Source organism: Streptomyces sp. NPDC033177, from assembly GCF_055577715.1.
Genome location: NZ_JBVIPS010000007.1, coordinates 514,959 through 527,719 on the forward strand (window position 1 = coordinate 514,959; position 12,761 = coordinate 527,719).

Here is a 12,761-nt window from a genome sequence, read left to right on the forward strand (position 1 = left end):
AACAGCAACGGCCTAACCGTTCGCGTCCACCCCGTCCCACAGCGCCCCGAGCTCAAGCAGTTCCGCCCGGTACTCGATCCGCTCGGCCCACTCGGCGGGCCAGGCGTCCGCGCCCAGGTGGGCGCCCGCGAAGGCGCCGGCCAGGCAGGCGATGGAGTCGGAGTCGCCGGAGGTGCAGGCGGCCCTGCGCAGGGCGGTGAGGGGTTCGTCCACGAACTGCAGGAAGCACAGCAGCCCCGTGGCGAGCGCCTCCTCGGCGATCCAGCCCGCGCCGGTGGCCAGGCAGGGGTCCGTCTCCGGGTTGGTGTCCCGCAGCGCGGCCTCCAGGCGTTCGAGGACGGCGAGGCACTCGTCCCAGCCGCGGGCGATGAACATCCCCGGCGTCGGGTCGTCGTCCCGCGTCCACAGCTCGCCGAGCCAGCGCTCGTGGTAGGTCTGCCGGTTCTCGTACGCGTACGAGCGCAGCAGCCCGACAAGCCCCGTCGGCTCGGCGCCCTCCGCGAGCAGCCGCACGGCGTGCGCCGTGAGGTCCGACGCGGCGAGCGCCGTCGGGTGGCCGTGGGTGAGCGCGGACTGCAGCTGGGCGGCACCCGCCCGCTGCTCGTCGCTCAGACCGGGGACGAGCCCGATCGGCGCGACGCGCATGTTGGCGCCGCAGCCCTTGGAGTGGATCTGGCTCGCCTCCTCCCATGGCTTGCCGGTCTTGAGGAGGTAGCAGGCCTTGAGGCAGGTGTTGCCGGGTGCGCGGTTGTTCTCCGGCGACTGGTACCACTCCACGAACTCCTCGCGCACCGGCCGCTCCATGCGCTTCGGCCCGAGCAGTCCTCGGTCCATGGCGGTGCGCAGGCCGCGGCCCAGCGCCAGCGTCATCTGCGTGTCGTCCGTGACGATCGCGGGCCGGGGCAGCTCCATCTCCCGCCAGGGCCCGCACTTGGCGAGGATCGAGGGCACGTCGTTGAACTCGGTCGGGAAGCCGAGCGCGTCCCCGAGGGCGAGGCCTATGAGGGATCCGGTGGCGGCACGCTTCATGAGGGCTTTCCTTCCGAGGGGACGGTCGAGGGGCGCAGGAGGGGCGGGTGCAGGGCGGTGGCCGGGCCCGCCCGGTAGACGGCCGCGGGTTTGCCCCGGCCCCCGGTCAGGCGCGCGGCGCCGGGGATCGCCTCGACGAAGCCGGACGTGCCGAGCACCTTGCGCCGGAAGTTGGCCGGGTCGAGTTCGGCGCCCCACACCGTCTCGTAGACCTGCCGCAGCTCGCCGAGCGTGAACTCGCGCGGGCAGAAGGCGGTGGCGAGGCCGGTGTACTCGAACTTCGCGCAGACCCGGTCGTGGGCGTCGGCCAGGATCCGGTCGTGGTCGAAGGCGAGGGACCCCTGGGTGCCGTACGGCAGCCATTCCGCGCGAGCCGCGTCGCTGCCGGCGCGTACCGCGGGCGGATCGGGGACGAGGGCCGCGAAGGCGACCGAGACGACGCGCATCCGCGGGTCGCGGTCCGGTTCACTGTAGGTGCGCAGCTGTTCCAGGTGGAGTCCGGCGCTGTCGGTGAGGCCGGTCTCCTCGGCGAGCTCGCGCCCCGCCGCGGTCTCGGCGGACTCGTCCGGCAGCACGAATCCGCCGGGCAGCGCCCAGCGTCCGGCGTACGGCTCCTGCCCGCGCTCGACGAGCAGCACGTGCAGGCGGCCCGCGCGGACGGTGAAGACGGCGAGGTCGACGGTGACGGCGAACGGCTCGAAGGCGTACTTGTCGTAGCCCTGCACGATCCCCCCTTTCATTTATGGTCAGGACGACTATAAAAGGGGAGCGCTCGCACCGCAATACGCAAAAGGCGGCCGGCCCCTGCATCCGCAGGGACCGGCCGCCTCAGCTGACCTAAGGGCTCGCCTAGAGGTCGACCTCCTGCATCAGCATGCCGACCTCGGTGTTCGAGAGCCTGCGCAGCCACCCCGACTTCTGGTCGCCGAGCGCGATGGGTCCGAAGGACGTCCGCACCAGCTTGTCGACCGGGAAGCCGGCCTCCGCGAGCATGCGGCGCACGATGTGCTTGCGGCCCTCGTGCAGCGTCACCTCGACCAGGTAGTTCTTGCCGGTCTGCTCGACGACGCGGAAGTGGTCGGCGCGGGCGTACCCGTCCTCCAGCTCGATGCCGTCCTTGAGCCGCTTGCCCAGGTCACGCGGGATCGGGCCGACGATGTGCGCGAGGTAGACCTTCTTCACGCCGTACTTCGGGTGTGTGAGGCGGTGCGCCAGCTCACCGTGGTTGGTGAGCAGGATGACGCCCTCGGTCTCGGTGTCGAGCCGCCCGACGTGGAACAACCGCGCCTCGCGGTTGTTCGTGTAGTCGCCCAGGCACTGCCGCCCCTCGGTGTCCTCCATGGTGGAGACGACACCGGCGGGCTTGTTCAGCGCGAAGAACTGGTACGACTGCGTCGCGACCGTCAGGCCGTCGACCTTGATCTCGTCCCGCTCCGGCTGGACCCGCAGGCCCTGCTCCATCACGATCTCGCCGTTGACCTCGACGCGGGCCTGCTCGACCAGCTCCTCGCAGGCACGGCGCGAGCCGTAGCCCGCGCGGGCGAGGATCTTCTGCAGCCGCTCGCCCTCCTGCTCGGCGCCGGGGAAGGTCTTGGGCGGGCTGGCCTTCGGCTTGCCCGCGTAACGCTCGCGGTTGCGCTCTTCCTGCCGCGCGTCGTACTCACGGGACGTCGCGGGAGCTCCCGCACCACGCCGCGTGCCCCTGTCCGAGCCCTGAGGAGCCCTGGGGCCGCCCTTGGCGCCACCGCGCGCGGCCGCGCCGCGGCCCTTCCTCGACGCGTCGCCGCCTACGTCGTAGCGGCGCTCCTCGGGACGGGGCTTGCTCTCGCGCTTCGGTGCCTGGTCGTCGCGCGCGCCACCGGCGCCGCGACCCTGGCGGTCGGGGCTGTTGCCGGAACCCCGGTAGTCGCGGCCGCCACCGCCGCCACGACCGGCGCCGCTCCCGCGGCCACCGCTGCTCCCGCCGCTTCCGCGACCGCCACCGCTGCTGCCACGGCTGCCGCTGTTGCCACCACGGCTCCCGCCGTTGTTTCCGCTGCTGTTCCTGCCGTTGCTGCTTCGCATCAAATTTCCGTTAGTCGTCTGTGCTCTCGGTGTACTCATCACCCGGCGCATCGGGTGCGTCCGGATCGAACGACGGAACGCCTTCAAGGGTCTCGGCCTCGATCGCCTCCGCCTCGGGGAGGAAGGGCGCGAGCTCCGGGAGCTCGTCCAGGCCGCGCACGCCCATCCGCTCCAGAAAGTAGTTCGTCGTCCTGTACAGGATCGCACCTGTTTCGGGTTCCGCGCCCGCCTCCTCCACCAGACCCCTCTGGAGAAGCGTCCGCATCACGCCGTCACAGTTCACTCCGCGCACCGCGGAGACCCTGGAACGGCTGACGGGCTGGCGGTACGCGACGACCGCGAGGGTCTCCAGGGCCGCCTGGGTGAGCCGTGCCTGCTGCCCGTCGAGCACGAAGCGCTCCACGGCGGCGGCGTACTCGGGCCGGGTGTAGAACCGCCAGCCGCCCGCCACGAGCCGCAGCTCGAAGCCCCGCTTCTGCACGGTGTACTCGTCGGCCAGCTCCCGCACCGCGTCGGCGACCTGCCGCCGGGGCCGGTCGAGGATCTTGGCGAGGTGCTCCTCGGTGGCCGGTTCGTCGACGACCATGAGGACGGCCTCCAGGGCGGGCCGCAGCTCCAGATCGGCGACAGTGCCCGCCAGGTCTCCCGCAGGACTCTCCACGCTCATGTGGCCTTCTCCTCACTCACCGGCTCCGGGGCACGGTCGAACTCGTCGGTCACCGTCGGCTCCCCGTCGCCGTCCCCGCCGGTCCAGCGCACCATCAGCTCGCCCAGGGCGGTCTCCTGGTCCAGCTCCACGGCCTTCTCGCGGTACAGCTCCAGGAGCGCGAGGAAACGGGCGACGACGGTGAGGGTGTCCCCCGCGTCCTCCACCAGCACCTGGAAGCTGAGCTCGCCCCGCTCCCGGAGCCGGGCCACGACCACCCCGGCCTGCTCCTGCACGGACACGAGCGGGGCATGGATGTGGTCGACGTACACCTGGGGCTTCGCACGGGGCTGCATCGCCTTCACCGCGATCCGGGCGAACCCCTCCGCGCCGATGCTGATGACGACCTCGGGCAGCAGCTCCGCGTGGTGGGCCTCGAGACCGACGGTGCGCGGGTAGCGCCGCGCCTCCTCCTCGAGCCGCTCGCTGAAGATGTCGGCGATCCGCTTGTACGCGCGGTACTGGAGCAGCCGGGCGAAGAGCAGGTCCCGCGCTTCGAGCAGCGCGAGATCCGCCTCGTCCTCGACCTCGGCGGAGGGCAGCAGGCGGGCCGCCTTGAGGTCGAGCAGGGTGGCGGCGACCACGAGGAACTCGGTGGTCTGATCCAGGTCCCAGTCGGGCCCCATGGCGCGGATGTGCGCCATGAACTCGTCGGTCACCGTCGAAAGCGCTACTTCGGTGACGTCCATCTTGTGCTTCGAGATGAGCTGGAGCAGCAGATCGAAGGGGCCCTCGAAGTTGGCGAGACGGACCTTGAACCGCCCGTCGTCGGGCTCGGGCTCCGGCTTGGGCTCGTGAGCCGCTGGCTCCGGTTCGGGCTCCGCCGGAGCCGCCCCCGGGCCGCGCCCCAGCGCACGCCGACGGGCGGCCGGTGCGGAATCGTCGTTCAGGGGCATCGGCGGGAACGCTACCGCTACCGCCCGCGCAACCGTCGTACGAGAATGCTCGCGTCCCCGCGGGACTCCAGATCCGCGAGCACCACGGCCACCGCCTCGCGGACGATGCGCCCACGGTCGACCGCGAGCCCGTGCTCGCCCCGCAGCACGAGACGCGCGTGCTCCAGGTCCATCAGCTCCTCGGCGGAGACGTACACGGTGATCTTCTCGTCGTGCCGCTCGCGCCCGCTGGGCCGCCGGTTGGCCGCCCGTGCGCGCCGCCGCGCCTGTGCCGTGGAGGAGGCGTTCGCGGACCGGCCGGCGCCGCTCTGTGCGGCGGCGCCCTCCTGGTCCTGACCCTGCCCCTGGGCGGCGCGGCCCTCGGCGGTGGCCGGCCGGCTGCGGGATTCTCCCGACTCCGCGTCGGCGGCGCCGTGTTCGGCGCCGTCACCGCCACCTCCCGCCGTGACACTGCCGTGCGCGTCGACGGCAGCGGCTTCGTCGCTCTCGCCGGCGGGCGCGGGCACCCGCGCGTCGCCGTTCGCCTGGCGACGCGGGGACGACGACGTCAGCGCCATCCCCCCGGTCGTACGGAACAGTTCGTCGGCCCCCGGCAGACTCACTCGGCGTGACACCGGGCGAGCACCTCCCTGGCGAGCTGGCGATAAGCGGCCGCGCCGACCGAGTTCGATGCGTACGTCGTGATCGGCTCACCGGCGACCGTGGTCTCCGGGAAGCGGACCGTGCGTCCGATCACCGTGTGGTACACGTGATCGTCGAAGGCCTCGACCACCCGCGCGAGCACCTCACGGCTGTGCACCGTGCGGGAGTCGTACATGGTGGCCAGGATGCCGTCGAGCTCCAGGTCGGGGTTGAGCCGCTCCTGGACCTTCTCGATGGTCTCCGTGAGCAGGGCCACACCGCGCAGCGCGAAGAACTCGCACTCGAGCGGCACGATCACCTTGTGGGCCGCCGTCAGGGCGTTCACGGTGAGCAGGCCGAGCGAGGGCTGGCAGTCGATCACGATGTAGTCGTAGTCCTGCATCAGCGGCTTCAACGCCCGCTGCAGCGTGGACTCGCGCGCGACCTCGCTCACCAACTGCACCTCGGCGGCGGACAGGTCGATGTTGCTGGGCAGCAGGTCCATGTTCGGGACCGCCGTCTTCAGCAGCACCTCGTCGGCCGACATGCCCCGCTCCATGAGCAGGTTGTAGACCGTCAGGTCCAGCTCCATCGGGTTCACCCCGAGGCCCACCGACAGGGCGCCCTGCGGGTCGAAGTCGACCAGCAGGACCCGGCGTCCGTACTCCGCGAGCGCGGCACCCAGGTTGATGGTCGACGTCGTCTTGCCCACGCCGCCCTTCTGGTTGCACATCGCGATGATCTTCGCGGGACCGTGATCGGTCAGCGGACCCGGAATCGGGAAGTACGGCAGCGGGCGTCCGGTGGGACCGATGCGCTCACGGCGCTGACGGGCCGCGTCCGGGGCCAGCGTGGCCGCGTACTCGGGATCGGGCTCGTACTCGGCGTCAGGGTCGTAGAAGTGCCCCTGGGGCAGTTCCTCGTAGTCGGCGAGTTGGGTGTGGGTGGTGTTCTCGCCACTCCGGTCGCCGGCCATGGCGTTCACGTGATGGCCATCCATGCTCTGGGGTGCAGACGATGCCGACTGAATCGCTTGCGTCGGCTGCGGTTTCTGGCGGGCTTCGAAGGTGCGGACAGCGACGGAGCCGACAGCCTCGAGCCCCACGGGTCCTTGGCCCCGCTCAGAGGTTCCTGGTTGACCACCCCCGGGAGCAAATGTCGACTCATTCACAAGTCGTCTTACCTCCTTGGTGACCAGGAAATTTCTCGATAGGTCAGCGTGGCACCATGCCGACGGTTGGCGACTCTATGGCGTGTCACCGGTCCGCAGCAACACAATCCGCCGGACCCGGCCCGATGTGTCGGCAATCGAACGCCCTCATGTCAAGGGCGTGCGGCGTGTCTTCGGCGCGATTCCGGGGTGTGCGAATCGGTTAAACGGTTACGTTCAAGGCGAGTTGACCATGTCCACGGACATACGCATACGGCCGGACCCCTCTCAAGGTCCGGCCGTGGGCGTGAGATTGACGACTTTCGTTGACGAAAGCGGTCAGCTTCAGCCGAGGAGCGTCTCCAGCTCGACGTGCTCGAGGCCGTGCGACTCGGCGACCTCCTTGTAAACGACCTTGCCGTCATGGGTGTTGAGACCCAGGGCGAGGGCGTGGTCACGGCGCAGCGCATCGACCCAGCCGCGGTTCGCCAGCTCGACGATGTACGGCATCGTCGCGTTGGTCAGCGCGTACGTCGAGGTGTTGGGCACCGCGCCGGGCATGTTGGCGACGCAGTAGAACACCGAGTTGTGGACCGGGAAGGTCGGCTCGGCGTGCGTCGTCGGGTGCGAGTCCTCGAAGCAGCCGCCCTGGTCGATCGCGATGTCGACAAGGACACTTCCCGGCTTCATGCGCGAGACGAGCTCGTTGGTGACGAGCTTCGGCGCCTTCGCGCCCGGGATGAGGACGGCGCCGATGACGAGGTCGGCGTCGAGGCAGGCCTTCTCCAGCTCGAAGGCGTTGGAGACGACGGTCTGGATCTTCGTGCCGAAGATCTTGTCCGCCTCCTTGAGCTTGTTGATGTCCTTGTCGAGCAGGGTCACGTGGAAGCCCATGCCGATGGCGATCTGCGCGGCGTTCCAGCCGGAGACGCCACCGCCGATGACGACGGCCTTGCCGGCCGCGACACCCGGGACACCGCCGGGCAGGACACCGCGGCCGCCCTGGGCGGCCATCAGGTGGTAGGCGCCGACCTGCGGGGCCAGGCGGCCCGCGACCTCGGACATCGGGGCGAGCAGCGGGAGCGCGCGGTTCGCGGTCTCGACCGTCTCGTACGCGATGGCCGTCGTGCCGGACTCCAGGAGCGCGTCCGTGCACTCCTTGGACGCGGCCAGGTGCAGGTAGGTGAAGAGGGTCTGGTCCTTGCGGAGGCGGTGGTACTCCTCGGCGATGGGCTCCTTGACCTTCAGGAGGAGGTCGGCCGTGGCCCAGACCTCGTCCGCGGTGTCCAGGATGACGGCGCCCGCGGAGACGTACTCCGCGTCCGTGATCGAGGAGCCGACACCGGCGTTCCGCTCGATGACGACCTGGTGGCCATGGCGCACCAGCTCATGCACGCCGGCGGGGGTGATGGCCACCCGGAACTCGTTGTTCTTGACCTCGCGGGGGATGCCGACCTTCACGTCGATCACGGTCCTCTTGGCTCAGGGGTTCTTCGGGCAATGCACTACATACCGATACACAAGAGGGCGCATCGGAGACACCACGGAAGTACGCGGCGGAGCCAGTCTAATGAAGGACTTCTCGCTGTCTAGCCTTTCAAAGCATCAATCTTCTGCGGAAGTGCTACGGATTTCGCAGGCGGAAGGCGTCGCTCCAGCTTGCGATGCAAGCCCGGTGACCTCCTCGGTCCCTGTTCCCAGCATGCGCTCGGCGGCACTGCGGTGCAGCCGGGCGGCCGCCGGGTCGCCGAGCCGGTCCAGGGTGTCGGCGAGCCTGAGCTGCAGCGCGGCCTGGAGACGTACGTCACCGGCCTGCCGCGCCCAGTCGACGGCCTCCTGGCAGGTGCGCAGCGACTCCTCGGGCCGTCCCGCGTACTCCTGCACCCGTGCCAGCTCGCTCAACGCCCTTGCCTGGCCCGCCACATCACCGGCCTTGCGGTAGCCGGTGACCGCCGAGCTCCAGTTGCGCAGCGCCTCGCCGTAGCGGCCCGCGTAGGTGTGCGCCGTCGCGATGCGGCCGTACAGGCGGGCGGCGTCGGCGCGCTCGCCTCGCGCGAGGCGGTGGGCGAGCGCGCGCCCGAACCAGTCGGAGGCCCGCGACCAGTCCCCCAGCTCCTGGTAGGCGCCGCCTACGGATTCCATCGCGCGGCCGGTCGCGTACGGATCATTTGCTTCCCGTCCGGCATCCAGAGCGAGCCGATATCGCGCCAGTGCCTCCTGGGTACGTCCCGTCCGCGCGTCCAGATCCGCGAGATTCAGCAGGGCCGCCGCCTTCTCGCGGGGCAGGTTCCGCCGCTCGGCGACATCCAGGACCAGCCGGTGTACGCCGTACAGCTCGGGAGCGGCGTCCTCCGTGCCCCGGTGGGCGACCAGGGCCCGCGTCAGGGCCGCCATCAGGCGCCGCGCGAGGGTGTCGAGCTCCCCGTCGGCGACCGCGAGGCGGGCCGCGGCGAGCAGGGCGGGCTGCCGGATGCGCAGCCATTCGGAGGCGGCCGCCGGGTTCGGGAACCGCAGGGCGCGCGGCAGCCCGGCGAGCTTCTTGCGGGCGCCCGAGCCGTCCGGCTCCGTGACCGCCCGGCAGGACTGGAGGAGACGTACGGTCCGCTCCAGCATCCTGGCCCGCGCGAGCTGCACCTCGGCGGGCCGGTCCTGGCTCTCGGTGCGCGCACGGAGCAGCGGCAGCAGGCAGGCCGGCAGCTCGTACTGCGGAAGGGGCGAATCCACGGCCCTGACCAGGCCGAGCTTCACGAAGTCGTCCAGGGTCGTGCGGGCCGCGGAGACCGAGCAGCCCGCGAGCGCGGACGCGGTGTGCGGGTCGAGGTAGCCGGCCGGGGCGAGGGAGAGGTAGCGCAGTATCCGCGCGGCGGCCCCCGGCAGGGAGGTGTACGAGAGTTCGAAGATGCGGGCGAGCGCACCGGACACGGACTCGTCCTCGGGCCGGTCGTGCACCTGCTTGGCCAGATCGGCGACGGCCGCCTTGGGCCGCCCGGAGAGCCAGCCGCCGGCCAGCACGAGCGCGGCGGGGTGCGCGGCACAGGCCTCGACCAGGGACTCCGCCGACCGCGGGTCGACGGTGATGCGCACCGGGCCTGCCGCGCGGGAGAGCAGTTCGACCCCCGCGGCGGTGTCCAGGCCGCCAAGCGTGCAGGGCCGCACGTCCGGGATCCCGGTGAGCGGGCCCTCCGACACGGCGACGACCAGGCACTCGGGCGCGTCCGGGAGCAGCGGGTCGACCTGCTCGGCGTCCACGGCTCCGTCGAGCAGCAGCACGGCCCTGCGGCCCGACAGGGCTTCGCGGAGCACTTCGGCGAGCTCGTCCTCGTCGGCGCCCGGCGGCGCGGGGACGTCGAGGGCGTCGAGGAGTTCCCGGGCGGTGCGTTCCGTGGGCACGCGTGTGCCGTCGGGTTCGGTGAGGTGGGCGCGCAGCACCCCGTCGGGGTAGTCGTCGGCGACCTGCCGGGCGAGTTCCCCGGCGAGCGCGGAGCGGCCCGAGCCGGGGCGGCCCGCGATGAGGAGCACGCGTGCCCTGGGCGCCTTACGGCCGGCGATGGTGTCGAGCCCGGCGCGGTCGATGTCGGCGCGGAGCTCTTTCAACTCTCTGAGCCGGCCGACGAATTGACTGTCCTCGGGAGTTTGGGCCGGAGCGGGCCGCGGCACCGCGCCGCCCGCCGCCGCACCGTCCGTGTCGACCGCCTGATCCGTCACGGGTCATGCTCCGTCCGCCTGCGCGCGAACCCGCCGGGACTCCGGTCGGGACGCTTCCAGAGCCTAGTTCAGGCCCTGGTGTCCCCCCTGGCGAGCGGCACGCGCAAGTCCCCCGATCGGATCAGCAGATCGTCACACCGGAGAGCCCTGATGGCCCCTTCAGGCCTCGAAGGGGCGCGCGGGCCAGGGCGCCTCGGCGGGACGCAGCGTGTCGACGCCGTCGCCGCTCAGCGCGGCGGTCAGCGAAAGGGCGCCCACCACGAGGCAGTTGTTGTGCAGCTCACCGGCGAGCACACCCCGTACGAGCTCGTCGAGCGGTACGCGCGCCAGCTCCATGTCGGCCTCTTCCTCGGAGACCTCGAAGCGCTCGCCCTCGGCCTCGGACAGATCGCGGGCCAGGAAGATCCGCACTGCCTCGTCGCAGCCGCCGGGCGTGGTGTAGACGTCGGTCAGGACACGCCAGTCCTCGGCCTTGACGTGCGCCTCTTCGTAGAGCTCGCGTTGGGCGGCGTGCAGGGGGTTCTCGCCGGGGATGTCGAGCAGGCCCGCCGGGATCTCCCACAGCTTGTGGCGGACGGGGTGGCGGTACTGGCTCAGGACCAGGACGCGGCCCTCGTCGTCCAGGGCGAGCACCGCGACGGAGCCGGGGTGCACCTGGTAGTCACGGTGGACGACGGACCCGTCGGGCATGACCACGTCGTCGGTGCGAACCGAGGTCTTGTTCCCCACGAAGGGCGTCTTCGTCGCCGTGACCTGCCACTCCTCGGCGGTGTCCTTGATCGTCATGTCGCCCTGTCCTCCCACACGTGCAAACAGAAACCGGGGCGCGGGCCTCATGAGGCCCGCACCCCGGCAACCGTATCGCTCTTGTGTTACTTACCCGTCTGGCGCTCCACCGCGGCCTTCACCAGACCCGCGAAGAGCGGGTGCGGACGCGTCGGGCGCGAGCGCAGTTCCGGGTGCGCCTGGGTGGCCACCAGGTAGGGGTGGACCTCGCGGGGGTACTCGACGTACTCGACGAGCTTGCCGTCCGGGGACGTGCCGGAGAAGAGGATGCCGGCCTTCTTCTCGAGCTCGGCGCGGTAGGAGTTGTTCACCTCGTAGCGGTGACGGTGACGCTCCTCGACGTACTCCTTGCCGTCGTACACCTCACGGGCGATGGAGCCCTCGGCGAGCTTCGCGGGGTACATGCCCAGGCGCATCGTGCCGCCCATGTCGCCCTCACCGGCGACGATGTCCAGCTGCTCCGCCATGGTCGAGATGACCGGGTGGGCCGTCGCGGCGTCGAACTCCGTGGAGTTGGCGTCGGGGATGTCCGCGAGGTTGCGGGCGGCCTCGACGACGATGCACTGCAGGCCGAGGCAGATGCCGAGCAGCGGCACCTTGTGCTCACGGGCGTACTGGATCGCGCTGACCTTGCCGTTGACGCCGCGCTCGCCGAAACCGCCGGGGATCAGGATGCCGTCGACGTCACCGAGCTGCTTGGCGGCGCCCGCCGGGGTCTTGCAGTCGTCGGATGTGACCCACTTGACCTTGACCCGGGCGCGGTTGGCGAAGCCGCCGGCGCGCAGGGCCTCGGTCACCGAGAGGTAGGCGTCGGGCAGGTCGATGTACTTGCCGACCAGCGCGATGGTGACCTCGTGGTTCGGGTTGTGCACCCGGTCCAGGAGGTCCTCCCACTGGGTCCAGTTCACGTCGCGGAACGGGAGGTCCAGCTTGCGGACCACGTAGGCGTCCAGGCCCTCGGTGTGCAGGACCTTCGGGATGTCGTAGATCGACGGGGCGTCCTTGCAGGCCACGACCGCGTCCTCGTCGACGTCGCACATCAGCGAGATCTTGCGCTTGATGGCGGTCGGCACGTCGCGGTCGGCGCGCAGCACGATGGCGTCCGGCTGGATACCGATGTTGCGCAGGGCCGCGACCGAGTGCTGGGTCGGCTTGGTCTTCAGCTCACCGGACGGGCCGATGTAGGGCAGCAGCGAGATGTGCACGACGAAGACGTTGTCGCGGCCGACCTCGTGGCGGACCTGACGGACGGTCTCCAGGAACGGCAGGGACTCGATGTCGCCGACCGTGCCGCCGACCTCCGTGATGACGACGTCGACGTCGTCGGTGGCCATGCGGCGGATGCGGTGCTTGATCTCGTTCGTGATGTGCGGGATGACCTGCACCGTGTCGCCGAGGTACTCGCCGCGCCGCTCCTTGGCGATGACCTGCGAGTAGACCTGGCCGGTGGTGACATTGGCCGTGCCGTCGAGGTCGACGTCCAGGAAGCGCTCGTAGTGGCCGATGTCCAGGTCGGTCTCGGCGCCGTCGTTGGTGACGAACACCTCACCGTGCTGGAAGGGGTTCATCGTGCCGGGGTCGACGTTCAGGTACGGGTCGAGCTTCTGCATGGTGACGCGCAGGCCGCGCGCCTTGAGGAGCGCACCCAGGCTCGAGGCAGTCAGACCCTTGCCGAGGGAAGAGGCGACACCCCCGGTGACGAAGATGTGCTTGGTCGTCGATGACGCAGAGGATCGAGTCTGCATGGCCAAGAGGGGGCTCCCGTGGTCGCGGTTCGAAGGGTGCGTACCGGCCTCGTCCCAGG

11 protein-coding genes are annotated in these 12,761 nt (G+C 70.8%); all 11 read right to left on the reverse strand.

The window, feature by feature from the left end; genetic code table 11:
• Positions 1–12: 12 nt before the first annotated feature.
• Complete coding sequence (locus ACZ5U5_RS26135) at positions 13–1,029, reverse strand: ADP-ribosylglycohydrolase family protein (protein WP_469026013.1); 1,017 nt, start codon at positions 1,027–1,029, stop codon at positions 13–15.
• Positions 1,026–1,769 (reverse strand): NUDIX hydrolase, encoded by a 744-nt coding sequence (locus tag ACZ5U5_RS26140; protein WP_469026015.1) that lies wholly within the window; start codon positions 1,767–1,769, stop codon positions 1,026–1,028. The genes ACZ5U5_RS26135 and ACZ5U5_RS26140 overlap by 4 nt, the downstream gene beginning before the upstream one ends.
• Before the next feature lie 109 nt (positions 1,770–1,878).
• Positions 1,879–3,093, reverse strand: a complete 1,215-nt coding sequence (locus ACZ5U5_RS26145; RefSeq protein WP_469026018.1) for a pseudouridine synthase — start codon at positions 3,091–3,093, stop codon at positions 1,879–1,881.
• A 10-nt stretch (positions 3,094–3,103) separates the two neighbouring features.
• Positions 3,104–3,760 carry an SMC-Scp complex subunit ScpB gene (gene scpB / locus ACZ5U5_RS26150; RefSeq protein ID WP_469026021.1) on the reverse strand — a complete coding sequence of 219 codons (657 nt, stop codon included), beginning with the start codon at positions 3,758–3,760 and terminating at the stop codon, positions 3,104–3,106.
• The gene (locus tag ACZ5U5_RS26155; RefSeq protein ID WP_469026024.1) at positions 3,757–4,695 is read right to left on the reverse strand and encodes a segregation and condensation protein A; all 939 of its coding nucleotides are present in this window, start codon (positions 4,693–4,695) and stop codon (positions 3,757–3,759) included. The genes scpB and ACZ5U5_RS26155 overlap by 4 nt, the downstream gene beginning before the upstream one ends.
• A gap of 17 nt (positions 4,696–4,712) precedes the next feature.
• Positions 4,713–5,309: a hypothetical protein gene (locus ACZ5U5_RS26160; RefSeq protein ID WP_469026027.1), complete on the reverse strand. Its 597-nt coding sequence runs from the start codon at positions 5,307–5,309 to the stop codon at positions 4,713–4,715.
• Complete coding sequence (locus ACZ5U5_RS26165; RefSeq protein WP_469026030.1) at positions 5,294–6,487, reverse strand: ParA family protein; 1,194 nt, start codon at positions 6,485–6,487, stop codon at positions 5,294–5,296. Before ACZ5U5_RS26165 ends, ACZ5U5_RS26160 begins: the two co-directional genes overlap by 16 nt.
• A gap of 324 nt (positions 6,488–6,811) precedes the next feature.
• Positions 6,812–7,927: an alanine dehydrogenase gene (ald, locus tag ACZ5U5_RS26170; protein WP_469026138.1), complete on the reverse strand. Its 1,116-nt coding sequence runs from the start codon at positions 7,925–7,927 to the stop codon at positions 6,812–6,814.
• 144 nt (positions 7,928–8,071) lie between these two features.
• Entirely contained in the window at positions 8,072–10,171 is a 2,100-nt protein-coding gene (locus ACZ5U5_RS26175; protein WP_469026033.1) for a tetratricopeptide repeat protein, read from the reverse strand.
• A 159-nt stretch (positions 10,172–10,330) separates the two neighbouring features.
• Entirely contained in the window at positions 10,331–10,957 is a 627-nt protein-coding gene (locus ACZ5U5_RS26180) for an NUDIX domain-containing protein (RefSeq protein ID WP_469026035.1), read from the reverse strand.
• 86 nt (positions 10,958–11,043) lie between these two features.
• Positions 11,044–12,702, reverse strand: a complete 1,659-nt coding sequence (locus tag ACZ5U5_RS26185; protein ID WP_469026038.1) for a CTP synthase — start codon at positions 12,700–12,702, stop codon at positions 11,044–11,046.
• Positions 12,703–12,761 lie beyond the last annotated feature (59 nt).